Source organism: Pseudoduganella sp. HUAS MS19, assembly GCF_053615455.1.
This window is the reverse complement of sequence record NZ_CM132133.1, coordinates 5,957,228-5,983,779: the sequence shown is the minus strand read 5'-3', so window position 1 is coordinate 5,983,779 and position 26,552 is coordinate 5,957,228. Positions and strand designations below refer to the sequence as shown.

Genomic DNA, 26,552 nt, shown 5'->3' with positions numbered 1-26,552 from the left:
CAACTATAACAAACCTCCGTTACAGTTGATGTCGCAAGCCCAGGTTGAAGGCACGATTGCCCTTGCCGTCGTCGGTGGCATTGCCGACCGTGAAAGGCGCGCCATTCCGGCCGTTGATGCGGCCATAGGCGGCGTACAGGTCGGTGCGCTGCGACAGGGAATACAGGTAGGCCACGCCATACTGGCGCGCATCCTGGTTGAGCGCGCCGCGGTCCATGTGCTGCACCACCGAGCCGGCAAAACTGTGGGGCCCGAAGGTCGCGCACAGGCCCAGCATCGCGTCACGGCTGGATGCACCGGGCATGCCGATGGTGCCGTTGGTGATGACGCTGGTCGCGCTGGTGACGGCACTGCTGGCGCCGTTGGCGCCGTTCGACAGCGTACTGCTGCCGCCCCCGCCCACCGTGCCCATGCCGCGATTGAAGGCATAACCGGCGTGCAGCTGGTAGTTGCCAAGCTTGTAGCGCGCCGCCAGCAGGGTATTGCGGGCGTGCAGGCCGGCGCTGGCGCTTTCGCGGCGGAAGTGCGAGAGCGACAGGGCCAGCGGCCCTTCGTCATAGTTCAAGGCTCCGCTCAGCGCGCGCTTGCGGGTGTTGTCGCCTGCCACTTCGCCCGCGCCGTAGACCAGGTCGGCCGAGAAGCCGGCCAGCGTGGGCGAGGCGTAGCGCAAGGAGTTGTCCATGCGGCGGTTTGGCACCATCAGGTTGGCGGCCTGGCCTGCCAGGCCATCGGCGAAGGGATCGGCGATATCGCGCAGCGCCTTGTAATAGGGCGAGTACTGGCGTCCGGCGCTGATGGTGCCGAGCGGGCTGCTGAGCGAGACGAAAGACTGGCGGCCGAAGGTCAGGCCGCCCTGGCCGGAGGCGCCGGTATCCATGCCGAAGCCGCTCTCGATGACGAAGCCGGCCGATAGGCCGTTGCCCAGGTCTTCCGTGCCTTTGAAGCCGATGCGCGAGCCGGAGGCAACGCCGCTGCTCACATTGCTGGTATTGCCTGCGGGGTCACCGCGTTCGAGCACGATGCCGGCGTCGGCTACGCCATAGATTTTTACGGAAGATTGGGCATGCGCGCTGCAGCAAGCCAGGGCCAGCAGGGTGGTGGCAGTGTATTTCATTGGGGTTCTCCTGAGGTTGTTGTTCTTATGCGGCGCGAATGTAGCTGTGTTCGTCCGCTTGTTCTTCTTCGCCGAGCGCGCCTTCCCACTTCGCCACGACGGCGGTGGCGATGGCGTTGCCGACGGCATTGGTGGCCGAACGGCCCATGTCGAGGAACTGGTCCACGCCCATCAGCAACAGCAGGCCGGCTTCGGGAATGTGGAATTGGGTCAGGGTGGCGGCGATCACCACCAAGGAAGCGCGCGGCACGCCGGCCATGCCCTTGGAGGTGAGCATCAACAGCAGCAGCATGGTGATCTGGGTGCCGAGCGACAGGTCGATGCCGTAAGCCTGGGCGATGAACAGCACGGCGAAGGTGCAATACATCATCGAGCCGTCCAGGTTGAAGGAATAGCCCATTGGCAGCACGAAGCTGGAGATGCGGCGCTGCACGCCGAACTTGTCCAGCGCGACCAGCAGTTTCGGATACGCGGCTTCCGAACTGGCGGTGGAGAAGGCCAGCAGGAACGGTTCACGGATCAGGCCCACCAGGCGCAGCACGCGCGGGCCCAGCACCGCGAAACCGGCGCCGATCAGCAAGACCCACAGGCAGAACAGGCCGAAATAGAAGCCGCCCATGAACTTGGCGAAGGTGGCCAGGATGCCCAGGCCATTGGTGGTGACCACCGAAGCCATGGCAGCGAACACCGCCAGCGGGGCCAAGTTCATGATGGCGCCGGTAATGCGCAGCATCACCTGGGCCAGTTCGTCGACCACGTCCAGCAAGCGCTTGCCGGATGCTCCCAGCGCGCCCAGCGCCGAGCCGAAGAAGATCGAGAACACCAGCACTTGCAGGATCTCGTTGTTGGCCATGGCCTCGATCGGCGACTTCGGCACCACGTGGGTGATGAAGTCCTTCAGCGTGAAGGCCGAAGTTTTCAGGCCGGTGCTGGCGTCGATGGCGGGCAGCGGCAGGCCGAGGTTGGTGCCCAGCTGCATCAGGTTGGACAGCACCATGCCCAGCGCCAGAGAGACCAGCGACGCGACGATGAACCAGGCGAAGGCCTTGGCGCCGATGCGGCCCGCGGCTTTGCCATCGCTAAGGTTGGCGATGCCGACTGTCAGGGTGGAGAACACCAGCAGCGCGATGATCATCTTGATCAGGCGCAGGAAGATGTCGGTCACCAGCGAGATGTGGGCCGAGATGTCGGCGGTGAGTTTTTTGTCGGGGAACACCGTGTGACAGGCGTAGCCGACGGCGATGCCAAGCAGCATCGCGAACAGGATGTAGAGGGTGAGGGGGCGCTTCTTTTGCATTCCGGTCTCCGTTGTATAGGCCCCCGCGCGTCTGGCGGGGTCCTGGCTCAACAGCAAGCTGTGTGCCCGCCTTGATCTGGCGGGCCGGAGACCGGTAAGTACTTGATTTATAAGCCTGTCAACATCTCAATGATGCTAACAGGCAATTTTGTCGTCCCGATGTTTGGACGGCGGCGAGGGGGCTTTGTCTGACTCTTTGGTTTGCTCTGGCGCGTGTGCTCAATGGGCATGGCCATGGTGGTGGCCATGATCGTGACCGCAGTGATCGTCGTGATCGTGGTCGTGATCGTGCTTCTCCTCGTGCGCATGGGCCTGGCCCTGCAGGCAGCATTCATGCTGCGTGGTGCCCTGCTCGGTTTGCAGGGTCGTGTGGTGGATGCCGAACTGTTCCTTCAACTGGCGCGCGATCTGGTCGATGGCAGTATCGCCCGGATAACCGCCAGGCATGACAAGATGGCAAGTTAACGCCACATCGGTGGTGCTCATCGACCAGATATGCAGGTCGTGCACGCCGCTCACCCCAGGGCTGGCCAGCAGGAATTTCTCCACTTGGCCGGCATCCACATTGCCGGGCACCGCGCCCAGGGTCATATCCAGCGCCTCGCGCAGCAGCGACCAGGTGCTCTTCATGATCAGCACCACGATCACCAGCGAGACCGCCGGGTCGATCCATGCCCAGCCCGTGTACATGACCACCAGGCCGGCGATCAGCACGCCGAGCGAGATGGCAGCATCGGCCGCCAGGTGCAGGTAGGCGCCGCGGATATTCAGGTCATCCTTGCTGCCCTTCATGAACAGCCAGGCCGAGATGCCGTTGACCGCGATGCCGATGCCGGCCACCACGGACACGGTCAGCCCCGCCACCGGCGTCGGCTCCAGCAGGCGCTGGATGGCGCCCCAGGCGATGGCGCCGGTCGCCGCCATCAGCAGCATGCCGTTGAACAGCGCCGCCAGGATGGAGCTGCTGCGCAGGCCATAGGTATAGCGGCCGCTTGGCTCGCGCTTGGCCAGGATGGCGGCGCCCCAGGCCAGGATCAGGCTCAGGACATCCGACAGGTTATGCCCGGCATCGGCCATCAGCGCGGTGGAGTTGGCCAGGAAACCGTAGAAGAACTCGATCGCGACAAAGGCCGCGTTGAGCGCAATTGCGATGGCGAAGGCGCGGCCGTGGCCCACTTCGCCGTGATGGTGGTGATGATGGCCGTGGTCGTGGCCATGTCCGTGATGGTGATGGGCGCTCATTGATCGTTACCGTTGGATGGTTCGGCGATGTGCTCCAGCATATCGCGCAGGACACCGCTGATATGGGCATCGGCGGTGGAATAGAAGACTTGCTTGCCCTGGCGCTCGGACTTGACGATACGCGCCGCGCGCAGCAGGCGCAGGTGGTGGCTGACCAGCGACGAGCTCAGTTGCAGCGAGCCGGCAATATCGCTGACCGCGATCGGCTGCTCCAGGCAGGCGAGCACGATGCGCAGCCGGGTCGCATCCCCCAGCAAATGGAACAGGTCCGCCAGCTCCGCGACGGAAGCATCGTTATCAGAATAGATGGCCATAGCAAACAAATGAATAGGTATTCACATGTTAGCACGAAAAATGTCCACCTTGGGGTCAGGAACGAAAGTGGACAAAATTTGTCCACTTTCGTTCCTGACCCCAAGGTGGACATTTTTAAGGTTTGGCGAGTTCGGCTTCGACGGTGGCGCGGGCTTTGGCGTCCAGGGTTTGCAGGGCGCGCTCGAGCTTGGCGGGCGGGATGCCGGCCGGTTTGCTGAAGATGGCCTGGCCGATCAGTACCAGGGCTGCGGTCAGCACCGCTACGCCGGCGGCGGCGCCCAATAAGCGCAATTCGCGGCGCGAGAATGGCTCGTGTGAGGTGGGGATGGGGCGGGCGCCGGGCGGGGGGACGTAGGCGGCGCCGGGGGCGGCAGCGGGCGGCTGCGCGCTTCCAAGCTTTGCCAGCTGGCGTTCGACCGCTTCGTCCAGCACCGCTTCATTCAGCGCCACCAGGGCAAAGATCGGGTCGTCGACATCTACCTTGATGCCGGTCTTTTCGAATACGTGCAGGCGCAGTTTCTGCGGATCGAGGGCCATTACCAGTTCACCAGGTCGAGTTGTTCGAACAGGTCGCGAAAGACGACCTTGATACGCTGCTTTTCCATCACATTGAACTTGTCGCTGGCCTTCACCTCGTCCACCGTCAGGCGGCCGGTGTTCATCTTTTTCACGTCGGCGCCGAAGGTATCGGCGTTGCGCGCGCTCAGGACGATGCGGCCGCGCACGCGCTGCGAGTTGTCGGCGTAGGTCTGCGATTCGAGGAAGGATTTGCCGGAGGCCGATTGCAGCAGCCCGAAATGCTCGTTCTCCCACAGCACCAGCGGCACCTGGGTCGATTTGGCCGTCGTCACGAAGCCCATCGCCGTATCGTGCAGCGTGTCGCCGCCGCCTACGATGGTGTGGATGTACACCTTGCGGCCCGATTCTTCCAGCAGGTTGAAACAGTCGTTCTCTATCAGGTAGGCCATCAGCGGCGAGAAGGTGTTGGCGCCATTGTCGACCACGCAGTTGCCGTCTTCTTCCAGGATGTCGATCATCAGCGCGTCGAAACGCTTGGGGTCGATGGTGCGCGATTCGGTCATCACCGGCACATGCTTCACATCCAGCGCCTTGTAGCGCGAGAAGGTGGTGTTCTCCTGGTCGGTATCGTAGCAGCGCAGCGGGGCCTCGCTTTTGGCCTTCAGCCATTGCGCGAGGATGGTCGATACATAGGTCTTGCCGATGCCGCCCTTGCCCTGCAGGACGAAGTGAACCGTGTTTTGCATTGATGCTCCTGTTATCAGTGGCAGTTGGCCGTGCCGCTGTCACGGGCCTCCTGCTGCGGGCGTTCCGGCGCCGTCTTCGGTTGGACCGGCAGGAACTCCCATTCGTAGCTGTTTTCCTTCAATACCAGTTTCAGCACACCGGTGCGCCAGTTGGAGCGCGCTTCGCTCTGGTCGTTCAGCCAGAAGAAGGGCGTGAGCATGGCGCCGCCGGTGCCGACCACGAACTGGCGCACACCGCGCGCCGCGTCGGGCTGCCCGTCCGCATCCATCGGCGCCAGGCGCTCGTAGTCGTGATCATGCCCGGACAGCACCAGTTCGACGCCGGCCGCGTGCAGCGCGCGCCAGATGTCCTGCATCTTTTTGCTCGGGGTGTGCCCGCCAGAACTATACATGGGCGCGTGCCAGTAGGCGAGGGTACAGCGCGCCTTGCTGGCGGCCAGGTCGTCTTTGAGCCACAGGAGCTGGCGCTGGTGTTCGGCCGCTCTCAAGTCGCTGTTCAGGGAGATGAAGTGCCAGCCGCCCTTGTCGAAACTGTAATAGCCCCGGTCGGCAGGGCCGGCCAGTTCGCCGAAGTATTCGAAATAGCCGGTCGCCTTGCCGCTGGTGTATTCGTGGTTGCCGGGCGTGGGGCGGGTGCGGGATTTGAACTGGCCCCAGGTGGGGGCGTAGCAATCGCTGAATTCGGCTGGGGCGCCATTCGGGTAGGTATGGTCGCCGAGCGTGAGGATCAGCGCCTCCGGGTCGCCTTTGGCAATCAGGGCGGCGGTGCCTGCTGCGCCGGAGTCGGCGGCGCGGTTGTAGCGGCAGTCGGCGATGTCGCCGGCGGCGTACACCGTCAGCGGCCGTGCCGCATGCCCGGCGGCCGGGGTGCAGAGGGCGGCTGCGACGGCCAGCCAAGGTAGAATGCGTGTTTTCATTGGCTTCATTTGAACAGGCATGCGAGTTTCACCATCCAGCGAGCAGGAAGCGATCCTGAAATCCCGCGCCCAGACCCTGATGATCGAGGCGCGCGCCGGGACAGGCAAGACTACCACGCTGTCCATGCTGGCGGCACAGGAACCGGGCGTCGTGCTGGGCCTGTGCTTTTCGGAGGGCGCGCGCCAGCGCTTTTACGAAAAGCTGGCGCTGGAGTGCCCGGAGCGCAAGGTGCAGGTGCTGACGGTGGAAGCGCTGGCGCGCTCGCAGCTCACCCGCATCGCCGAGCATGGCAACTGGCTCGACCTGCCGGAGCGCTGGTCCAGCCTGGAGCAGATGCGCCCCATGCTGGTGGCGGCCGCCAATACCGTCTGGCAGCGCCATGAAGGCCGCTACACGGAGTTCGATTTCGATTTCGAGCGCAGCACCCAGCGCGTGGAAATGATGCTGCAGCTGCTGGCGCAGATGAAGGCTACCCTGGCCACGCTGCGCTTCGAGGATGAAGTGTTCGACGATTTCACCTTCGATGAACTGTGCAACGAATTCCAGCTGGAAGACCGCGAGATCGTGGAGATCTTCCATGAATTCGAGCGCCGCCGCCAACCCCAGGCCGGCCACATCCTGTGGCAGGCGCCGGTCGATTACGCGACCGACCTGGTTTCCATCCTGCGCCGCTTCCCGGAAGCGGTGCACGACATGCCCCGGGCCGACCTGCTGCTGGTCGACGAATGGCACGACGTGAATGCCGCCGAATTCGAGCTGCTGCAACTCTTCCGCCGCAATGCAAGGCTGGTGGTGGTGGGCGACCGCCATCAGGTGATCAATGCCGAACGCGGCGCCGACCCGCGCTTCTCGGGCGGCGGCTTCGAGCTGGCCTTCCCGGATGCGGAACGCCTGCCGCTGTCGCAGTCGCGCCGCTGCGGCGTGTCGCTGAAGAAGCTGCTGGAACGCGCGCTGCCGAAATGCGGCTTCGAATCGCATCCGGACACCTACTCCGAAGTGCGCCACCTCGAATATGACCACGCCGATCCGCAGGCCTGTGCCCGCGCCGTGGTTGCCAAAGCGAAGGAGCTGGCGCTCGGCCCCGGCCTGGCCATCATCCTGCGCGAAGTCGACCAGAGCGTGGAGATCGAAAACGCCCTGCTGGACGCCGGCCTGCCCTACAACTGCGACGGCTTCGCATCCTACCTGAAGCGCCCGGAGATCATGGCCCTGCGCGCGCTGCTGCACGTGGCCAGCGGCGACTACAGCACCCTGAAGGCGGATAAGGAAAGCTGCGAACTGATGGTCGACGGCCTGCAAACCTATTTCGCCGTTTCCGGCGACCGCCGCGACTACGAATCCAGTCACGCCATGTACGGCTCCGGCGACGCCTACCAGCAACAGAAAGACGCGGTAGTGCGCGACCCGGAAACCCTGGAATTCATGTTCAGCGGCCTGTTGTGCGCCGAGCAGCACTACGACAGCGGCGCCACCCGGCGCTGGAAGCAGCGCCTGGCCGATGTGCTGGCGCAAATGAAGGCGCGCGCCGCAACGGACAGCGCTGCGCAATTGCTGGAGCTGGCCAGCACGGGACTCGACCTGCCGGCCGCCACCCGCCGTACCTTCGTCAAGCGCGCCCATGCCGATTCCGTGCTGCGCACGTTACGCGCCTTCATGGACTTCGCCCAGCGCCAGGGCGATGCGAAAGCGCCGGCCTTCCTCGACGAACTGCGCCGGCGCCAGGTGGCAACGCGCGGCAAGCCCGCGGCGCGTGGTGGCGCGAGCAAGGCGCTGGCGCTGGCAACCGTGCAGTCGGCAAAGGGTAGGGAATGGCAGCAGGTGCTGCTGCCGTACTTGGAAGAAGGCCAGTTCCCGCGCGCCACCCGCAATGGGGATGAATACGCAGAGGAACGGCGCTACCTGTATGTGGCGATCAGCCGCGCCATTGCCGGCCTGACCCTGTTCGAGCCGGCCGCGGCGGAGCGCCGCAGCCGGCTGCTCAATTAATTAATGAAGCGCAGCAGGCCTTTCAGCGAATGCTCGATGGTCTGCGCGCGCACCGCCTGGCGGTCGCCGGAGAACACCAGGCGTTCGGTGTGCACGGTATCGGCAGTGGCCCAGCCAAAACACACCGTTCCCACTGGCTTGCCCGGCACTGCGCCGGTAGGGCCGGCAATCCCGGTGACCGATACCGCCACATGGGCGTTGCTGGAGCCGAGTGCGCCCTGCGCCATGGCGGCAGCGACTTCTTCGCTGACGGAACCGAATTGCGCCATCATGGCGGCCGGCACTTCCAGCATCTCGGTCTTGGAAGCGTTCGAGTAGCAAACGAAGCCGCAATCGAACCAGCCGGTGGAGCCGGCAATTTCCGTGATCGCCGTCGAGATGCCGCCACCGGTGCAGGATTCCGCGGTTGCCAACAGCAAGCCTTTGTCTTGCAGGGCCTTACCCACTTGGGCGGCCAGTTCGTTGATGTCTGTACTCACGTGTGGCTCCTTTAGCAAACAAAAGCGTTTGAACCCATTCTAGCGCGCTGCTGTGCCGCTTGGCCACGCTGCAGCGCAATAATGTGGCGTCACAACTAACTTGCAAGCCTGGGAAGGCTTTTGTGGTGCGATAAACCAATAATTGCGCCGCTGCCGGGTACTCAGCGATAGAATGCCCCCAATCCCCTGTTCGCGAGGCACGGCGGTGAGGACTCTCCAAGGAAGATGTCCCGGTTACTGGGTGGTGCTGCTTTTGCTAGCGCTGTGGCCCCTGTTCGCCCATGCCCAGTCCGGCTCCAGCCTGGAGCGCCAGGTCAAGGCGGCCTACCTTTACAAGTTTGCCGGCTTCGTTGAATGGCCTGAAGGCAGCTTCATCCGTCCCGATGCGCCTATCGTGATCGGTGTGGCCGGCGCCGACCCGCTGGCCGAGCAGCTGGAACATACGGTGGCGGGCCACACGGCGAATGGCCGCCCGCTGCAAGTCAGGCGCATCAGGCGCGGCGACAGCCTGGCCGGCCTCCACATACTGTTTATCCCGGCACAGGACAAGGCGCTGGCGCAGGAACTGCTGGCCGCCAGCCGCGGCCAGCCGGTGCTGACCGTGACCGATGGCGACGAGACCTTCGGCATGGGCAGCATGATCAATTTCGTCATCGCCAATGAGCGGTTGCGCTTTGAAGTCTCGCTGAAACATGCTGCCGCGGCGCGCCTGAAAATCAGTGCGCGCATGCTGTCGGCCGCATTGCGCGTGCAGCAGGTGGCGGGATGAAGGCGCGCCGCCGCTCCTTGCCGCAAAAGCTGCTGGGCGTGGTCATGCTGGTCACGCTGGCGGCCCTGCTGGTGTCGCTCGGCACCATCATTGCATATGACTTGCGCGCTTACCACTATTCCCTGGGCTCGGACATGACGACCCAGGCCGAGCTGCTGGGGCATATGAGCGCGCCGGCACTGACCTTCGACGATCCGCGCCTGGCCAAGGAAAACCTGGCGCTGCTGCGCCTGCGGCCGAAGGTCAACGCCGGCGCCATCTACAATGCGCGGGGCCAGTTGTTCGCTACCTACATAGCGCCAGGAGTGGATATCAGCGTTCCGGCCGCGCCGCAGGCCGAGGGCGTGGCTTTCGAGGACGGCAAGATGATGCTGTTCCGCCGCATCCGCGATAACGGCGAGCTGCTGGGCACCGTCTACCTGCAGGCGGACTACGAAATCCTGGACCGCTTCGGCGACTACCTGCTGATCGCCATCATCGCCACCTTCCTGGCGATGGGCATTGCCTACCTGCTGATGCGGCCCCTGAACAAGGTGGTCACCCAGCCGGTGCTGGCGATTGCCGACGTGGCGCGCGAGGTGGTGGCAACCGGCGACTATTCGCGCCGTGCGCCTGGCACCAGCAACGACGAAGTGGCCGAGCTGGCCGACTCCTTCAACAAGATGCTGAGCGAAATCGAAAGCCGCACGCGCGAGCTGGAAAACTCCAACAGTGAAATCGCGCGCGAGGCGGAGCAGCGCAGCAAGGCGCAGCAGGAAGTCATGCGCCTGAACGAAGAACTGGAGCTGCGCGTGCATGAGCGCACCTTGCAGCTCGAGCAGGCCAACAGCGAGCTGGCCATGGCAATGCAGGAGGCTAAGAGCGCCAACCAGGCCAAGTCGGCTTTCCTCTCCTCCATGAGCCACGAATTGCGCACGCCGCTGAACGCCATCCTGGGGTTCGCACAGATCCTGACCTCGGAAAAGCTGCCCTCCACGCTGGTGCAGAAGCGCGAGTTCGCCAACCATATCCTGAAGTCCGGCCGCCACCTGCTGACCCTGATCAATGAAATCCTCGACCTGGCCAAGATCGAATCGGGCGCCGTGGCGCTGTCGCTGGAGCCGGTCGCGCTCAACGAAATACTGCAGGAGTGCGAGAGCATGGTGGCGCCGCTGGCGAGCGCGCGCGGCATCCGCCTGCTGTTCCCCGACGGCTGCGCATCCAACGTGACAGCCGACCGCACCCGCCTCAAGCAGATCCTGCTTAACCTGCTGTCCAACGCCATCAAGTACAACCGCGATGGCGGCGCCGTGGTGGTCGATTGCAGCCCGAGCGGGCCTAACCTGGTGCGCGTTTCGGTGCAGGACACCGGCATGGGCCTCAGGCCGGAACAGGTCAAGCAGCTGTTCCAGCCTTTCAACCGCCTGGGCCAGGAGAGCGGGGCGGAGGAGGGCACCGGCATCGGCCTGGTGGTGACCAAGCGCCTGGTAGAGCTGATGGGCGGCACTATCGGCGTCACCAGCAGCCAGGGCGTGGGCAGCATGTTCTGGATCGAGCTGGAGTCGACCGAGCCGACGCCGTCGCGCATCGACGCCAGTGCCGAGCGTCCGGCGCATCCGCATCGCCACGCGGAAGGCGAGCCTGCCACCGTCCTGTATGTGGAAGACAACCCGGCCAACCTCAAACTGGTGGAGGAAATCATCAGCTTCCGCCCCGACCTGAAACTGATTTCGGCGCCGGACGGCCACCTTGGCATCGAACTGGCGCGCGCCCACCAGCCGGACATCATCCTGATGGATATCAACCTGCCGGGCCTGAACGGCATCGACGCCGTCAAGCTGCTGGCCACCGATCCACGCACCGCGCATATCCCCGTCATCGCCCTGACCGCCAATGCCATGCCACGCGACGTTGAAAAGGGCCTGGCGGCAGGCTTCTTCCGCTACCTGATCAAGCCGATCAACATCGACGAGTTCACGGAAGCGATCAACAGCACCATGGCCTTCCTGGCTCGCAGGGAGGAGGAAGGGAGTACGTCCAAGTGATCAACCGCGACGATATCCTGAACGCCAAAGTCCTGATTGTGGACGACCAGCCGGTCAATGTGCAGTTGCTGGAATACCTGCTGCAGACCAGCGGCTATGTGAACGTCAGTTCCACCACCGATCCGCGCGTGGTGGCGCCCTGGCACGAAGAGCACCGCTACGACCTGATCATCCTCGACCTGCACATGCCGGGCATGAGCGGCTTCGACGTGATGGAGGCGCTGAAGCCGCTGGAGCCCGAATACCTGCCGGTGCTGGTGGTGACGGCGCAGCCGGACCAGAAGCTGCCGGCACTCGATGCCGGCGCGCGCGATTTCGTCAGCAAGCCCTTCGATCCGGTCGAAGTGCTAACGCGCATCAACAACATGCTGGAAGTGCGGCTGCTGCACCAGCAGGCGCGCGACTACAACGAAGTGCTGGAACAGACCGTGCGTGCCCGCACCGCCGACCTGCAGCGCTTTCGCAGCGCCATGGACGCCACGGCCGACGCCATCTTCCTGATCGACACCAACAGCCTGTCGCTGGTGGACGTCAACGAAGGCGCCTGCCGCATGCTGGGCCACCCGCGACTGCAACTGCTGTCGCTGGAGCCGGTGCGCCTGGGGCTGGGCAGCCGTGAGACCCTGTCGGCGCAGGCGGAACGCGCCGGCCAGGCGCTGGCGGCCCCGCACCGTGCGCCGGAGCTGATGGAAATCGAACTGCTGCGCAATGACGGCGCTGCGGTGCCGGTGGAAGTCTACTGGCTGCTGCAAAGCGAAGGCGAGTCGGCCCACCACACCCTGATCTGCGTGGCGCGCGACATCACTGAACGGCGCCTGGCAGAAGAACGCCTGCGCCATATGGCGCATTACGACCGCCTGACCGGCCTGCCCAACCGCACCCTGTTCTTCCAGACCCTGGGCGAATCGATCGAACTGGCGCAGGACAAGGAATGGCGCATCGTGGTGCTGTTCATCGGCCTGGACCGCTTCCGCAAGGTCAACGACTCGATGGGCGCGGCCATGGGCGACCAGCTGCTGCATGAATTCAGCAACCGGCTGGTGCAGTGCGTGCGCCTGCGCGATACGGTGGGCCGCCTCGGCGGCGACGAGTTCGCGCTGATCCTGACCATGACGCGCGACCAGCAGGATGCCGTGCTGGTGGCCAATGAAGTGCGCGAAGCCCTGCGTTCGCCGTTCGAGCTGGATGATCACCAGGCCACGCTGACTGCTTCCATCGGCATCGCCATGTACCCGGACGACGCCAACGATCCCGAAACGCTGGTCAAGTACGCCAACACCGCCATGGAGCGCGCCAAGGAAGCCGGCGGCGACGGCTACCGCTTCTTCACCGCCGGCATGAACGTGCAGGTGCTGGCGCGGCTCGACCTGGAAATGGCCTTGCGCCGCGCGCTGGACAACAACGAGCTGGAACTGCATTTCCAGCCCAAGGTCAACCTGACCACGGGCCGCATCAGCGGGGCGGAAGCGCTGCTGCGCTGGAACCGGCCGGGATATGGCCTGGTCTATCCGGCCGAATTCGTCAGCGTGCTGGAAGATACCGGCCTGATCGTGCGCGTCGGCAGCTGGATCATCGACGCCGCCTGCCGCCAGATTGCGACGTGGCTGCGCACGCCCGTGGGCGGCGTGCATGTGGCGGTCAACGTGGCCAGCCGGCAGTTCGTCGAGGGCGACCTGGAGAGCGATGTCAGGCAGGCGCTGGAACGGCACAAGGTGCCGCCCGAATTGCTGGAACTGGAACTGACCGAAACGGCCCTGATGTCGAATGCCGAGCGCACCATCCAGGTACTCACCGCGCTGAAGGAACTTGGCATCAAGGTGGCGATCGACGATTTCGGCACCGGGTATTCTTCGCTGGCCTATTTGCAGCGCTTCCCGATCGACAAGCTGAAGATCGATATCGCCTTCGTGCGCGACATCACCACCAATCCCAACGACGCGGCCATTGCGCTGGCCATCATCAGCATGGCGCACAGCCTCAAGCTGCGCGTGATTGCGGAGGGCGTGGAAACGCGGCCGCAGCTTGAATACCTGCGGCGCAACCGCTGCGATGAAATCCAGGGCTACTTCTTCAGCCGCCCACTGGCTGCGCCGGAGATGGGCGCGTTGGCCGAATCAGGCAAGAGTCTCCCGCCCGACCCGAACGTGGCGGCCGAACCGCCGCAAACCCTGCTGCTGGTGGATGACGACGTCAACGTGCTGTCCTCGCTGCACCGCCTGTTCCGCCGCGACGGCTACCGCATCCTGACGGCCGTGTCGCCGGCCGAAGGCTTCGACCTGCTGGCGCTATACCCGGTACAGGTGATCGTGTGCGACCAGCGCATGCCAATCCTGAGCGGTACCGAGTTCCTGGCCAAGGTGAAGGAAATGTACCCGGACACGATCCGCATCATCCTCTCCGGCTACACCGGGCTGGAAGCGGTGCTCGATTCGATCAACCGCGGCGCCATCTACCGCTTCTACACCAAGCCGTGGGACGATACCCAGCTGCGCGACAACATCCGCCTGGCCTTCCACCATTACTGGCTGATGCATGGCAGCGGCCGCCGCGCCGGTGAACCGGGCGAAGACCACACCGCGCTCACAGGGTAAAAAAATGCCGCCCCGTGGGGCGGCTGAAAACATTCATGGGAGAGAGTGGTATGAATGTGGAGACAGGCAGGATAATAGTCTGCGCTTGTGACCACTTCATGACATCATTTCGCAGCCAGTGCGTTCAGGTCTGGCCCGCTCTGCGCCCACATCCGGTTGAAGTCGCACTCATGAGCGGCGAGTGCCGAGATCACGGATAGGAACTTTTCAACGGCCGGTCCCAGGCCATCCAGATCGCAGTACAATTTGACCGTGGCATTCGTGAACTCGAGGCCTGCACCGCGCACGATCAATGCCAACTCGTTCAATGCCTCCTTGCAGTGCCCATGATAAAAGTAGACTTCCGCACCGTCGGACAGCAAAAGTTGCTTGCCAACATTCTGAATGAACAGAAAGACCTCGGGATCGTCGACAAACGGCCTTGGGGTAAAGACTTCTACACATTCACCGGTCTCATCCGTTGCCTCGCACCTGAACCCCGTAATTGATTCAATGATGTCTGCGAGCATGTCTTTTCTCCTTCAGCTCAGAAAACGGACTTGGAGACATTGGGGCTAGATAGATATGTTCATGTGAGCATAAGTGTGAAACTTTTTTCTTTCGGCTACCGAAACGGAGGTCGGGCTGATAGATGCGCTCTTTCTCAACCTTTGTCTTACGAAAGAGAGTGAAAAGGAAGCGGATCCCGTAGCCCGGTATCGGCGATTGAGTCACATGTGGATGGATGAATTGATTGCCCCTGATACTCAGTTCGTCTTGTACGCCCGCTGCGATTCCTCAAGTTCCTTCATTGTCGGGATCAAGTTTCCAAGTATCTAGATCGTCGCAATGGCCGCGCACGGCGACCAATGCTAGTGCTTCTTCCTCGGAAAGATCTGCCATCGCCGCCCCCACTGCGCCGCTTGAATGAGCATAAGCGGCGTGGGCTGCGGCGGCATTGAGGCAGGTCAGCGCGGCGGCAGGCTGTAGGTGAAGGTGTAGCGGTGCTGGCCGCCGCTGATGTCGATGGTCATCGTGCCTTGCAGGCCCGTCAGTTCCCCGGTCGCGGAGTCGGGAATCACGCTCACCTTCAGCGTGGGCGCGCCCTTGTCCATCAAGCCGAAATGCTGCAGGAAGAAAGTACCTTTGCGTCCTTCCAGCGTGGCCGTGACCTGTTCCATCGCAACGTAGCCGGCGGAGCCTTTGACTGCGGTGCCGGCGGCCAGCATTTCGCCGCGGCTGCTGCCCTCGAGCGCGCCGTGGAAAGTCTTGGCGATCGATTGCCGGCCCCAGGTTTGGCCTTCGGCCGGCGGCTGTGGCGTGAGTTTGACGTCGAAACTGCCTTCGATTTGCATGGGTTTGTCTCCTGCGTTGGCCGCAGCGGCGGCAAATGCGAATAGTAAAGGGATCAGTGTTTTCATGCCGGCCATTATGTTAGTCTCCTGCGCCTGATGATTGGAAAAACGCGACAAATCGATACTGAAGCGCGCGGCATTCTGGTGCCGCGTCTTGCGGCAGGTACATTTCGCCACGAACGGCTGGCGCCGTGCGCGCAATTGGCCGGCCTGGTCGAGCATTACTGGTTCGTGGGCTGGGACATGCGGGGCCAACCGCCCCAGCAGCAGGAGACGCTGCCGCACCCGAACGTGCACCTGGTGGTCGAACACGATAGCGACGGCGTGTATGGCGTGCATACGGCGCGCTACACCAAGCTGCTGGCCGGGCAGGGCTTTGCCTTCGGCATCAAGTTCAGGCCGGGCGGCTTCCGGCCTTTCCTCGGCCGTGCGGTAGCCGGCATGGCCGACCAGCGCATCGCGCTGGCCCGGGTGTTTGGCGCCGACGGCGACGCCCTGGCGCAGGAAGTGCGCGCCAGCGCAAGGCAAGCGGCGCCGCACGCCATGGTTGCGGCTGCCGAACGCTTCCTGCTGCACCGGCTGCCGCCGGCCGATGCCGAGGCCGGCCGCGCGGCAGCGTTGGTGGCGGCGATTGCCGGCGATCCGGCGCTGCTGACGGTGGATGCCCTGGCGGCGCAGGCCGGCATCAACAAGCGCGCCCTGCAGCGCCTGTTCCAGCACTACGTCGGCGTCGGGCCCAAGTGGGTGATCAAGCGTTACCGCATGCATGAGGCGCTAGCCCGGCTGCAGGCCGGCGCCGCACCTGAGCTGGCGCGGCTCGCGCTGAGCCTGGGCTATTACGACCAGGCCCACTTCATCAAGGAATTTACCGCCCTGGTGGGCAAGCCGCCGGGGGAATACCGCCGCGCTATTGCGTGAAGTGGTCGAAGCTGGACAGCTCCAGCGCGAGCGGCGCCCCGCCGCCGTCGGTCCAGCGCAAGCCGGCGGCATCGTCGATGCGGCCGATGCGGGTGACAGCTGTGCCGCAGGCGGCGCCCGCAGCGACGATGGCGTCGCGCGAGGAAGCGGCCGCGGTGAAGCAGATTTCGTAATCGTCGCCGCCGGCAGCGCTGAAGGCGCGGCGCAGGGCCTGCCGCTGGGTCGCCAGCACCGGACCGGCCGGCAGCGCGTCGGCATTCAGGGTGGCGCCGACCCGGGATTTTTCCAGGATGTGGCCGAGGTCGCCCACCAGCCCGTCCGAAATATCGATGGCGGCGTGGGCCAGGCTGCGCTCGGCCAGCATCACACCCAGCGCCACGCGCGGTGTTGGCAGATGCATGCGCGCGCCCGCTGCCGCCAGCGCCTCGGCAGGCAGGGCCAGGTCGCCCTGGTAGCCGGCCAGGGCCAGCCGCGCATCGCCCAGGGTGCCGGACACCCACACATCGTCGCCGGCACGGGCGGCGCTGCGGCGCAAGGCCCGCCCGGGCGCCACCTCGCCAAACACGGTAATGCAGATATTCAGCGGACCCTTGGTGGTATCGCCACCGATCAGTTCACAGCCGTGCGCATCGGCCAGCGCGAACAGGCCGCGCGAGAACCCTTCCAGCCAGGCTCGCTCGGCGGCCGGCAGGGCCAGGGCCAGGGTGAACGCCACCGGGCGGGCGCCCATGGCGGCCAGGTCGGACAGGTTGACGGCCAGGCTCTTGTGGCCAAGGCGCTGCGGGTCTTCGCCGGCAAAGAAATGCCGGCCTTCGACCAGCATGTCGGATGAAATGGCGGTCTGCATCCCCGGCGACGGCGCCAGCAGCGCGCAGTCGTCGCCGATGCCAAGGGCTGCGCGGCCCGGCAGGGGCCGCACGAAGTATTGTTTGATCAGGTCGAATTCGGAGAGCATCCCGCCATTCTAGCGGGGCACTCCCGCTTCGTCCTTATTTGGCTTATCGCGCAGATACACCCAGGTACCGCCCGAGGCCAGGGCTGTCATTGCCAGCAAAGCAAGATAACCGGAATCTTGCGGGGTGAAGAAAAGGGCGACGGCAGTCGCAGGGAACAGGACGCCGGACAGTCGGGACCAGGAATGCCAGATTGCATTACGCATGGTATTTTCCTTCCGTTAAGTGCCAGTAAATCCAGTCTATGCAGGAAAATGCTACATGTAAAGTTGCTTTCGCTGAAAATTCCAAGCAAATACAGTTTCGCGCAACAAGATTTTAAGGTTTCGTGCCGCAAGTCAGCATTGTCGCCCGGGCGACAGTTTATTAACTTGTTCGGAAGAAAAATCCCGCGGCACGGGATGATCCTTAATCAAAAGGCAATGGAAACCGATGAAAATTCGGCATTGGTAAAAATACCTACGTTAGAGCAACCACTCTATCTGCTAGAATCGGAAGCTTTCGGACACAGGATAGAAGGGGCAGTACAGCATGGATTCGGGATCTGACAAGAAAGAAGAACTTCGTCAACAACTGCGCGCCGCCGCACTGGAATACCACGAGTGCCCCAAGCCCGGCAAAATCAGCGTTTCCCCCACCAAGCAACTGACCAACCAACGCGACCTGGCGCTGGCCTATTCGCCCGGCGTGGCAGCGCCTTGCGAAGAAATCGTCATCGATCCGGCCAATTCCTATAAATACACTGCGCGCGGCAACCTGGTGGCCGTGATTTCCAACGGCACCGCCGTGCTGGGCCTGGGCAATATCGGCCCGCTGGCGTCCAAGCCGGTGATGGAAGGCAAGGGCGTGCTGTTCAAAAAGTTCGCCGGCATCGATGTGTTCGACATCGAAATCAACGAGTCCGACCCCGACAAGCTGGTCGACATCATCGCCTCGCTGGAGCCGACCTTCGGCGGCATCAACCTGGAAGACATCAAGGCCCCCGAGTGCTTCTACATCGAGCGCAAGCTGCGCGAGAAGATGAAGATCCCGGTCTTCCACGACGACCAGCACGGCACCGCCATCATCGTCGGCGCGGCCATCCTGAACGGCCTGAAATACATTGGCAAGGATATCAAGGAGGTCAAGCTGGTGGTCTCCGGCGCCGGCGCGGCAGCGCTGGCCTGCCTCGACCTGATCGTCGACCTCGGCTTCCCGATCGAGAACATCCTGGTTACCGACCTGGCCGGCGTGGTCTATAAGGGCCGCACCGAACTGATGGATCCGGACAAGGAACGCTTCGCGCGCGACACCCCGCACCGCACCCTGGCCGACTGCATCGAAGGCGCCGACATCTTCCTCGGCCTGTCCGCCGGCGGCGTGCTGAAACAGGACATGGTCAAGCAGATGGCGCCCAACCCGCTGATCCTGGCGCTGGCCAACCCGAATCCGGAAATCCTGCCGGAAGACGTGAAAGCCGTGCGCGGCGACGCCATCATCTGTACCGGCCGTTCGGATTACCCGAACCAGGTCAACAACGTGCTGTGCTTCCCGTACATCTTCCGCGGCGCGCTCGATAGCGGCGCCAGCACCATCACCCGCGAAATGGAAATCGCCGTGGTGCACGCGATTGCCGACCTGGCGCATGCCGAGCAGTCGGACATCGTCGCCACCACCTATGGCATCGCCAACCTGGCCTTTGGCCCGGAATACCTGATCCCGATGCCGTTCGACCCGCGCCTGCTGACCAAGATCGCGCCGGCCGTGGCGAAAGCGGCCGCCGATTCCGGCGTGGCCACCCGCCCGATCAAGGACCTGGAAGCCTACGCCGACAGCCTGCAGCAGTTCGTCTACCGTTCCGGCACGTTCATGAAGCCGGTGTTCTCGGTGGCCAAGAAGACCCCGCCGGAAATGAAACGCATCGTCTACGCCGAAGGCGAAGAAGAGCGCGTGCTGCGCGCGGTGCAGGTGGTGGTCGACGAAAAACTGGCGCGTCCGATCCTGGTCGGCCGCCCGGCCGTGCTGGATGCGCGCGTGCAGAAGTTCGGCCTGCGCCTGAAGCAGGGCCTCGATTACGACGTGATCAATCCCGACTTCGACGAGCGTTACCGCGAATACTGGCAAGCCTATTACGAGCTGACCGCGCGCAAGGGCGTGACGCAGGAATACGCCAAGCTGGAAATGCGCCGGCGCCATTCGCTGATCGGCGCCATGATGATCAAGAAGGGCGACGCCGACGGCATGATCTGCGGCACCTTCGGCACCACCCAGCTGCACCTGCACTACATCGACCAGGTGCTGGGCAAGCGCCCTGGCGCCTGCGTGTACGCGGCGATGAACATCCTGGTGCTGCCTGAGCGCCAGTTGTGCATGGTCGATACCCACGTCAACGAAAACCCGAACGCCAACGAGATCGCCGCCATCACCATCATGGCGGCGGAAGAGATGAAGCGCTTCGGCCTGGTGCCGCGCGCGGCCCTGCTGTCGCACTCCAACTTCGGCTCTTCCAACAGCGAATCGGCGCAAAAGATGCGCGCCGCGCTGGAACTGGTGCGCCAGCGCGCGCCGGAGCTGGAAGTGGACGGCGAAATGCACGGCGACACCGCCCTCGACACCAAGTTCCGCCACAAGCTGCTGCCGACCACCACCCTGAAGCAGGATGCCAACCTGCTGGTGATGCCGAACATCGATGCCGCCAATATCGCCTACAACCTGGTCAAGACCGCGGCCGGCAACGGCATTGCGATCGGCCCGATCCTGCTCGGCTGCGCCGCGCCGGTCCATATCCTGACCCCGTCCGCCACCGTGCGCCGCATCGTCAACATGACGGCGCTGTGCGTGGTCGACGCGGTGTCGGAACGCGCTTAAGGAGGGGCCATGGTCGACCTGCTGCTGGCGATCCTGCACCACCTGCTGGCCTTCGGCATTGCCGCGGCCCTCACCGCCCAGCTGGTGCTGGTGCGGCCGGGCATGCAGCCGCCGGCCGTGCAGCTCGCAGCCAGGTACGATATCGCGCTAGGTGTCATGTCGCTGTCGCTGGTGGCGATCGGCTTCCTGCGCGTGTTCTTCGGCGCCAAGGGCGCCGATTTCTACATTCACAACCACGTATTCTGGAGCAAGGTGGTGCTGTTCGGCGTGATTGGCTTGATGTCGGTCAAGCCGACCCGCGCCTTCCTGCGCTGGCGCAAGGCGCAAGCGACGGACGCCGGCTTCGCGCCGGAAGAGGTGGAAATCCGCTCGGTACGCAAAACCCTGATGACCGAGATCCATCTGTTCGCCTTGCTGCCGCTGGCCGCTGCCGCCATGGCGCGCGGTTACGGTTATGCCTGATGCGTTCCACGCCACAATTGGAACCGCACTTATAGCATTAATAATTTCCACAAGGTAAAATTCTGGAGGCCATTGCCTGTTTAGCGGGCAATGGCTTTTTATCTTATTAACTTGAAGGAAAAGTTGTATGGGGCAGCAACAAGCCGTCATCATCGGCGCGGGACCTGCAGGCTTGACTGCGGCACTGGAATTGATCCGGACCACGAATGTCCGTCCGATCGTGCTGGAAGCCAGCGCTGAGGTCGGCGGGATTTCCCGTACTGTTTGCCATAATGGCAATCGCATGGACCTGGGCGGCCACCGCTTCTTTTCCAAATCCGACTGGGTCATGAACTGGTGGCAGGAGATCCTGCCGATCGACGCGGCGGCCAATGCCTCGCTCGACCTGACTTACCAGAACAAGAAGACCTCGGTGCAGGTGGCCGGCAATGCGCTCGCGAGCGACGACGACCGCCGCATGCTGGTGCGTTCGCGCCTGTCGCGCATCTTCTTCCTGCGCCGCTTCTTCGATTACCCGATCAAGATGAATGCCTCCACGGCAGCCAAGCTGGGCCTGTGGCGCCTGACCAAGGTCGCGCTGACTTACGGCTGGATCATGCTGTTCCCGCGCCGGCCGGAAAAGAACCTGGAAGATTTCATGATCAACCGCTTCGGCCGCGAGTTGTATGAAACCTTCTTCAAGGATTACACGCACAAGGTGTGGGGCATCCCGTGCGACCAGATCAGCGCCGACTGGGGCGCGCAGCGCATCAAGGGCTTGAACATCAGCAAGGCGCTGTGGCACGCGGTCAAGCAAATCTTCAAGCGCAAGGGCGGGGTAGCGCAGAAGGGCACCGAGACCAGCCTGATCGAACAGTTCCTGTACCCGAAATTCGGTCCTGGCCAGATGTGGCAGGAAGTGGCGCGCCTGATCACCGAAGGCGGCGGCGAAATCCGCTACAACCAGGCTGTGACCGGCGTGGAAACCAGGGACGGCAAGGTCGTGGCCGTCAGCGGCACCGACCGCAAGAGTGGCGACAGCTTCCGCCTGGAATGCGCGCATGCGGTATCGACCATGCCGGTGCGTGAGCTGATCAAGGGCATGAACGATGTGCCGGCCGAGGTGCGTAAGGTGGCCGATGGCCTGATGTACCGCGACTTCCTGACCGTCGGCCTGCTGGTGCGCAAGTCGGACGTGCTGACCACCGACGGCGAGGCGCTGCCCGACAACTGGATCTACATCCAGGAAAAGGACGTGCGCATCGGCCGCCTGCAGATCTTCAACAACTGGAGCCCGCACCTGGTCAAGGATGAAGGCACCATGTGGATGGGCCTGGAATACTTCTGCAACGAGGACGATGACCTGTGGCAGATGAACGACCAGGAGCTGATCAAGTTCGGTGCCGCCGAACTGGCCAAGATCGGCATGCTGACCGGCACCAACGTGCTGGATGGCACTGTGGTGCGCGTGCCGAAGGCATATCCGGCTTACTTTGGTTCCTACGACCAGTTCGACGTGGTGCGCCGCTATACCGACACCATCAGCAACCTGTTCCTGGTGGGCCGCAATGGCATGCACCGCTATAACAACCAGGATCATTCGATGCTGACCGCCAAGCTGGCAGCGGAAGCCATCGCTTGCGGCGAGGTGTCGAAGGACGCGCTGTGGGACGTTAACATCGACGACGAATACCACGAAGAGAAAAAGGCCGCATGACGCAAGCGTCCCCTCAGTTGCCGGCAGCGCCCTCGCCCCTGGCGCTACCCTCGCAACTGGCGCCGCCCTTGCAACTGGCGCCGCGCTGGGGGACGCGCCAGAGCTTGATGCTGCTGGCCTTGCTGGCTGTCTGGCTCTATGCCCGCCCCTGGGCCGGCATCTGGCACGACTCCCGGCTGTATGCGGCGCAAGCCTTGCGCCTGCTGAATCCGGGCCAGTTCGAGCACGACCTCTACTTCATGTTCGGCTCGCAGGACGCGTTCACCCTGTTCAGCCCCTTGTACAGCGTCTGCATCCGGGCCCTGGGCCTGGATGCCGGCACGCAGCTGTTGCACACCCTGGGCAGCGCGCTGTGGCTGGCGGCGGCCTGGTATTTGCTGTCCGGCCTGCTGCGCGGCGCGATGCTGTGGGTGGGCCTGGCGTGGCTGCTGCTGCTGCCGACCGATTACGACCCGATCAGGGCCATCTCGCTGGCCGAACCCTACCTGACGCCGCGCATTTTTGCCGAGGCGCTGGGCATATTTGCCATGGCCTGCCTGCTGCGCGGCAAATGGCGCTGGCTGGCGCTGCTATTGCCAGTGTCGCTGGTCATCCATCCTTTGATGACATTGGCGACTTTGCTGTTTGCCTTGCTTTACCTGGCCAGCGACGACCCGCGCCGCCTCGTTCCGCTGCTGGTGGCCGGCGTCCTGGCGGCGGGCGCCGGCGCCGTGCTGGACCTCCTGCCGTTCCAGCGCCTGGCGCAAACGATGGATCCGGAGTGGTATGCCGGGGTGTCGCGCCTGACTGGCCTGGTGACCTGGGACCGTTGGAACTTCCATGAAGTGGCCAGCCGCGCCACCGTCGCCTTCAGTCTGGTGCTGACGGCCGCCTGGCTGTCCACCGGCTGGCGCGCGCGCTTTTATTATTGCGCTGCGGCGACGGGCGCACTGGGCTTGCTGGCCACCTGGCTTGGCACCTCGGTCTTCCATAACGTTTTATTGCTGCAGGTTCAGACGTGGCGCGCAATGTGGCTGGTGCAGCTGGCGTCCGTGATCGCCCTGGCTTCACTGCTAGCCGCATTCTGGCATCGCGGCCGCGTGTTCCAGCTTGTGCTGGCCGCTTGCATGCTGGGCATTTTTGCGCGCGATAGCTACGGCGGCCTGGTGACGCTGCTCGCTTGCGCGCTCCTCTGCTGGCAGGGCGGCCTGCCGTCACCGGCGCAGTTGCCACCCCGCCTGTATGGCTGTGCCTGCTGCCTGCTGGTGGCGCTGCTTTCCATCTGGGTGGCGGAGGTCGATGCCCAGTCCACCACCCCGCTGAATGTGCTCTACTGGAACTATGGCGTCGCGAGCGGCGACCGCATGCAATGGGCGGTTACGCTGTTGCGCCTGGGGGGAAATGCCTTGCTGGGCATGGTGTTGATGCTGGGAATCTGGCATGCGGCCGGCCGCCGCAAGCTTGGCGCCTGGCTGCTGGCCGGCGGCATGGCGGTGCTGGCCGCGGCGGGCGCGCTCTGGCTGCGGCAGGCCAGCACCAGCAACGAGCAGATCAAGATTTCGGCGGCGGGCTTGCGGGCCGTGCAGGCCGCATTTCTGCCCCTGATTCCGGCGTCGGCAAGCGTGTACTGGGAAGATGATGTGCGATTCAGCTGGTTCATCCTGCAGCGCGCCAGCTATGCATCGCATCCGCAAGTCTATGGCATGGTCTTCAATCGCGGCAATGCAATCGAGGGCGTACGCCGCTTGCGCCGCCTGGAGCGCCTAGGCACCGCCGATGTCGTTTCGAGCAGGTACCAGCGCGATACCAATACTCTCCCGGCCACGGTGCAGCCGGCCGATGCCGCGGATATCGCCTATGTTTGCGCCGATGCCGCGCTGGACTTCGTCGTGCTCACGCAAAAACTGGGTAAGCTCGATGTTGCCATGGCCGAAGACCCGGTCTATGGCCGCCACTATTTCCTGTATGATTGTGCCGCCCTGCGGGGCAGCCATGCGTCGCTCTGAAGGCCGAACGATGTTGAAGAAACTACTGGGCGCGCCAAGCGCCAACAGCCTGATCCAGTTCATCCGATACGTCTTTGTCGGCGGCATGGCGTTCGTCGTCGATTACGGCGGACTGTTCCTGCTGGCCCATTTCGCCGGCTTGCATTATCTGCTGGCAGCCAGCCTGTCCTATCTGCTGGGCATGGTGTGCAACTACCTGATTTCGGTCAACTGGGTGTTCCATTTCCGCCGCGAACCGCAATGGCAGCGCGAATTCGTGATCTTTTTCCTGATCGGCATCGCGGGCCTGATCCTGAATGGCTTTGCCATCAGCCTGCTGGTTGAAGGACTGGGACTGGCCTATATGCTGGCCAAGCTGGTGGCGGCCGCCTTCATCCTGTTCTTCAACTTCGGGGCACGCAAGGTGCTGCTGTTTTCCGCGGCCCGGACGCAACCCCGATGAGCCTGCTGCCGCGCGCATGGGACCGGCGTCTGCTGCCGCTCCTGCTGCTGCTTGGCGCAGCCTGGCTGTTGGCGCACCGTTGGGTCGGGATTTGGCACGACAGCCGCTTGTACGGGGTGCAAGCCTTGCGCCGGCTCCTGCCGGAAAACTTCCGCAATGACCTGTACTTTCTGTACGGTTCGCAGGATTCCTACACCGTGTTCAGCCCTCTGTTTGCGGCGTGTATCGAGGTCCTCGGCATGGAAGGCGCGGCGCTGTTGCTGTACACGCTAGGCAGCGTCTTGTGGCTGGCGGCGGCCGGCTTGCTGCTGGCGTATTTCCTGCGTGCTTTGCCATTCTGGTTTGGAATGCTGTGCCTGGTCCTGCTGCCTTCGGACTACGGCCCCCTGGCCGGCATATTGACGCTGGGCGAACCGTTCCCGACGCCGCGCATCTTTGCCGAAGCGTTGAGTATGCTGGCGCTAGCCTGCCTGCTGCGCGGCAAGTGGGTCTGGAGTTTGCCGGCGCTTGGCCTGGCCTTCCTGCTGCATCCGCTGATGGCGGCCGGGGCCGCCCTGGTCGGCTTGCTGTACCTCGCTTCCTTCGCAGCCGGGCGCGGCCGTGTCATCCTCCTGGGCGGGGTGCTCGCTGGCTCGGCCCTGATGGCTGCCGGCGTCGCCAGCGGCATCAGTCCTTTCGACCGTATCCTGCTGGAGATGGATGGCGAGTGGCTGGCACTGGTCACCCGGCTGGCTCCCCTGGTCACCTGGGAAGGCTGGCATGCCGACCAATGGCTCGGCCGCACTGTCGTGGCGTTCAGCCTGGTGCTGACCGCTGCCCGCCTGTCCGAAGGCGGGCAGGCGCGCTTTTTCGCTTGCCTGGCCGCCGCGGGCGGTCTTGGCCTGCTGGCGAGCTGGCTGGGTACCGGTTGGGCCCATAACCTGCTGCTGATGCAGGCCCAGCCCTGGCGTGTGTTGTGGCTGTTGCAGTTGGCGGCAGGGATAGCCCTGGCCTGGCTGCTGGCAAGCTACTGGCAACGGGGCGGCGTGGTGCGCGTCCTGTTGCTGGCGCTGGTGGTCGCCACACTGACGCGCAACAGCGTCGGCGGCGCGCTTGCCACCGTGGCCGGCGCGGGCTTGTGCTGGCAGCTTGGCCGCGCAGCTCCGCTGGCGCTCGCCGCAGCGACCAATCGTGCACTCACGGCGCTGGTGCTTGCCATCGGCGCGGCGTGGTTGGCAGAAGTGTTGAAGCACGCCACCGATGCGGGCGCACTGGCGCCTCAGCTGATCGAGGATACTGCGGCGCGCATCTGGGGCTGGACCCTGCTGCGCACTGGCGCCTTGTGGCTGGCCGGCATCGGCATACTCTTGCTGATATGGCGCTGGATGGCCGCGGCACGGCCCTCGCGCTACCTGTCGGCTTGCCTGGTGGCATTGGCCAGCTTGGCTGGCGCGGCCTGCTGGCGCATCGGGCCGCCCGACTACGCTTATCCTATGGCGCCACAGGCGCAGCGCGCGGTGCAGGCCGCTTTCCTGCCGCTTATTCCACGCGATGCCGTGCTGTATTGGGAAAACGATGTACGCGCCACTTGGTTCCTGCTGCAGCGCTCAAGTTATGTGTCGTCGACCCAACTGGCGGGCGCTGCTTTTAATCGCGGCACAGCGCTGGAAGGGGCGCGCCGGCTGGCGCGCTTGCAGCGGCTTGGCGTCAAGGATTCGGTGCGCGAGCTGGACGCTGCCTCGGCCAAGCGCCGCATGGCACAGCTGCCGGTGCCCAGCGAGACCGGCCTGGCTTATGTCTGCGGCGATCCGCTGCTGGACTTCGTGGTGCTGACCTGGCGCCTGGGTGACGGCGGCATCGCCCGGGTCGAGGACAGGGAACACCAGCATTCCTACTACCTATACGATTGCGCCCGCCTGCGCGGCGGTAAGTGAGG

23 protein-coding genes are annotated in these 26,552 nt (G+C 64.0%); 11 read left to right on the top strand and 12 right to left on the bottom strand.

The genetic code is table 11. The features are described 5' to 3' along the window. Window positions 1-19: 19 nt before the first annotated feature. The 7 genes from ACWBU6_RS27380 to ACWBU6_RS27350 all read right to left on the bottom strand — a co-directional run bounded on the left by ACWBU6_RS27380 (window position 20) and on the right by ACWBU6_RS27350 (window position 6,150). A complete protein-coding gene (locus ACWBU6_RS27380; protein WP_452646478.1) occupies window positions 20-1,114 on the bottom strand; it encodes a porin in 1,095 nt (364 codons plus the stop codon). 25 nt (window positions 1,115-1,139) lie between these two features. Further along, window positions 1,140-2,411, bottom strand: a complete 1,272-nt coding sequence (locus ACWBU6_RS27375) for a dicarboxylate/amino acid:cation symporter (protein ID WP_452646477.1) — start codon at window positions 2,409-2,411, stop codon at window positions 1,140-1,142. Window positions 2,412-2,630: 219 nt separating this feature from the next. Then, window positions 2,631-3,653 (bottom strand): cation diffusion facilitator family transporter, encoded by a 1,023-nt coding sequence (locus ACWBU6_RS27370; RefSeq protein WP_452646476.1) that lies wholly within the window; start codon window positions 3,651-3,653, stop codon window positions 2,631-2,633. Next, window positions 3,650-3,967 carry an ArsR/SmtB family transcription factor gene (locus tag ACWBU6_RS27365; protein ID WP_452646475.1) on the bottom strand — a complete coding sequence of 106 codons (318 nt, stop codon included), beginning with the start codon at window positions 3,965-3,967 and terminating at the stop codon, window positions 3,650-3,652. Before ACWBU6_RS27365 ends, ACWBU6_RS27370 begins: the two co-directional genes overlap by 4 nt. Before the next feature lie 115 nt (window positions 3,968-4,082). Next, a complete protein-coding gene (locus ACWBU6_RS27360; RefSeq protein WP_452646474.1) occupies window positions 4,083-4,505 on the bottom strand; it encodes a hypothetical protein in 423 nt (140 codons plus the stop codon). Next, window positions 4,505-5,233 carry a hypothetical protein gene (locus ACWBU6_RS27355; RefSeq protein ID WP_452646473.1) on the bottom strand — a complete coding sequence of 243 codons (729 nt, stop codon included), beginning with the start codon at window positions 5,231-5,233 and terminating at the stop codon, window positions 4,505-4,507. Before ACWBU6_RS27355 ends, ACWBU6_RS27360 begins: the two co-directional genes overlap by 1 nt. 14 nt (window positions 5,234-5,247) lie before the next feature. Next, the gene (locus tag ACWBU6_RS27350) at window positions 5,248-6,150 is read right to left on the bottom strand and encodes a metallophosphoesterase family protein (protein WP_452646472.1); all 903 of its coding nucleotides are present in this window, start codon (window positions 6,148-6,150) and stop codon (window positions 5,248-5,250) included. Window positions 6,151-6,169: 19 nt separating this feature from the next. Between ACWBU6_RS27350 and ACWBU6_RS27345 the strand changes: the two genes are divergently transcribed. Further along, on the top strand, window positions 6,170-8,137 hold the full coding sequence (locus ACWBU6_RS27345) for a 3'-5' exonuclease (protein WP_452646471.1): 1,968 nt from the start codon (window positions 6,170-6,172) through the stop codon (window positions 8,135-8,137). Here ACWBU6_RS27345 and ACWBU6_RS27340 read toward each other — a convergent pair. Then, entirely contained in the window at window positions 8,134-8,616 is a 483-nt protein-coding gene (locus ACWBU6_RS27340; RefSeq protein WP_452646470.1) for a CinA family protein, read from the bottom strand. The two genes, ACWBU6_RS27345 and ACWBU6_RS27340, sit on opposite strands and share 4 nt — an antisense overlap. 253 nt (window positions 8,617-8,869) lie before the next feature. Between ACWBU6_RS27340 and ACWBU6_RS27335 the strand changes: the two genes are divergently transcribed. The 3 genes from ACWBU6_RS27335 to ACWBU6_RS27325 are packed head-to-tail and all read left to right on the top strand — an operon-like array spanning window position 8,870 to window position 14,000. Beyond that, entirely contained in the window at window positions 8,870-9,385 is a 516-nt protein-coding gene (locus ACWBU6_RS27335) for a YfiR family protein (RefSeq protein WP_452646469.1), read from the top strand. After that, window positions 9,382-11,409, top strand: coding sequence for an ATP-binding protein (locus tag ACWBU6_RS27330; RefSeq protein WP_452646468.1), 2,028 nt, complete (start codon window positions 9,382-9,384; stop codon window positions 11,407-11,409). Before ACWBU6_RS27335 ends, ACWBU6_RS27330 begins: the two co-directional genes overlap by 4 nt. Continuing rightward, entirely contained in the window at window positions 11,406-14,000 is a 2,595-nt protein-coding gene (locus tag ACWBU6_RS27325; protein WP_452646467.1) for an EAL domain-containing protein, read from the top strand. Before ACWBU6_RS27330 ends, ACWBU6_RS27325 begins: the two co-directional genes overlap by 4 nt. A 104-nt stretch (window positions 14,001-14,104) precedes the next feature. On the opposite strand, the gene ACWBU6_RS27320 is transcribed toward ACWBU6_RS27325, so the two are convergent. Together ACWBU6_RS27320 and ACWBU6_RS27315 are read right to left on the bottom strand one after the other, a co-directional pair. Further along, window positions 14,105-14,509, bottom strand: a complete 405-nt coding sequence (locus tag ACWBU6_RS27320) for a hypothetical protein (RefSeq protein WP_452646466.1) — start codon at window positions 14,507-14,509, stop codon at window positions 14,105-14,107. A gap of 438 nt (window positions 14,510-14,947) precedes the next feature. Continuing rightward, window positions 14,948-15,334 (bottom strand): DUF3224 domain-containing protein, encoded by a 387-nt coding sequence (locus ACWBU6_RS27315; RefSeq protein WP_452646465.1) that lies wholly within the window; start codon window positions 15,332-15,334, stop codon window positions 14,948-14,950. Window positions 15,335-15,430: 96 nt separating this feature from the next. Between ACWBU6_RS27315 and ACWBU6_RS27310 the strand changes: the two genes are divergently transcribed. Continuing rightward, window positions 15,431-16,252, top strand: coding sequence for a DUF6597 domain-containing transcriptional factor (locus ACWBU6_RS27310; protein ID WP_452646464.1), 822 nt, complete (start codon window positions 15,431-15,433; stop codon window positions 16,250-16,252). Here the strand turns inward: ACWBU6_RS27310 and thiL are convergent. Both thiL and ACWBU6_RS27300 read right to left on the bottom strand, forming a co-directional pair. Then, window positions 16,242-17,207, bottom strand: coding sequence for a thiamine-phosphate kinase (gene thiL / locus ACWBU6_RS27305; RefSeq protein ID WP_452646463.1), 966 nt, complete (start codon window positions 17,205-17,207; stop codon window positions 16,242-16,244). The two genes, ACWBU6_RS27310 and thiL, sit on opposite strands and share 11 nt — an antisense overlap. Before the next feature lie 9 nt (window positions 17,208-17,216). Continuing rightward, window positions 17,217-17,411 carry a hypothetical protein gene (locus tag ACWBU6_RS27300; protein WP_452646462.1) on the bottom strand — a complete coding sequence of 65 codons (195 nt, stop codon included), beginning with the start codon at window positions 17,409-17,411 and terminating at the stop codon, window positions 17,217-17,219. Between the two features lie 325 nt (window positions 17,412-17,736). On the opposite strand from ACWBU6_RS27300, the gene ACWBU6_RS27295 reads away from it, so the two are divergent. From ACWBU6_RS27295 to ACWBU6_RS27270, 6 genes are all read left to right on the top strand, one after another. Further along, window positions 17,737-20,052: an NADP-dependent malic enzyme gene (locus ACWBU6_RS27295; protein WP_452646461.1), complete on the top strand. Its 2,316-nt coding sequence runs from the start codon at window positions 17,737-17,739 to the stop codon at window positions 20,050-20,052. A gap of 9 nt (window positions 20,053-20,061) precedes the next feature. Further along, window positions 20,062-20,514 carry a DUF2214 family protein gene (locus ACWBU6_RS27290; RefSeq protein ID WP_452646460.1) on the top strand — a complete coding sequence of 151 codons (453 nt, stop codon included), beginning with the start codon at window positions 20,062-20,064 and terminating at the stop codon, window positions 20,512-20,514. Window positions 20,515-20,641: 127 nt separating this feature from the next. Next, entirely contained in the window at window positions 20,642-22,210 is a 1,569-nt protein-coding gene (locus ACWBU6_RS27285; RefSeq protein WP_452646459.1) for an NAD(P)/FAD-dependent oxidoreductase, read from the top strand. After that, window positions 22,207-24,195: a hypothetical protein gene (locus ACWBU6_RS27280; RefSeq protein WP_452646458.1), complete on the top strand. Its 1,989-nt coding sequence runs from the start codon at window positions 22,207-22,209 to the stop codon at window positions 24,193-24,195. The genes ACWBU6_RS27285 and ACWBU6_RS27280 overlap by 4 nt, the downstream gene beginning before the upstream one ends. 10 nt (window positions 24,196-24,205) lie before the next feature. Beyond that, window positions 24,206-24,637 carry a GtrA family protein gene (locus tag ACWBU6_RS27275; RefSeq protein ID WP_452646457.1) on the top strand — a complete coding sequence of 144 codons (432 nt, stop codon included), beginning with the start codon at window positions 24,206-24,208 and terminating at the stop codon, window positions 24,635-24,637. Next, window positions 24,634-26,550, top strand: a complete 1,917-nt coding sequence (locus ACWBU6_RS27270) for a hypothetical protein (protein WP_452646456.1) — start codon at window positions 24,634-24,636, stop codon at window positions 26,548-26,550. The genes ACWBU6_RS27275 and ACWBU6_RS27270 overlap by 4 nt, the downstream gene beginning before the upstream one ends. The last annotated feature ends 2 nt before the right edge of the window (window positions 26,551-26,552 follow it).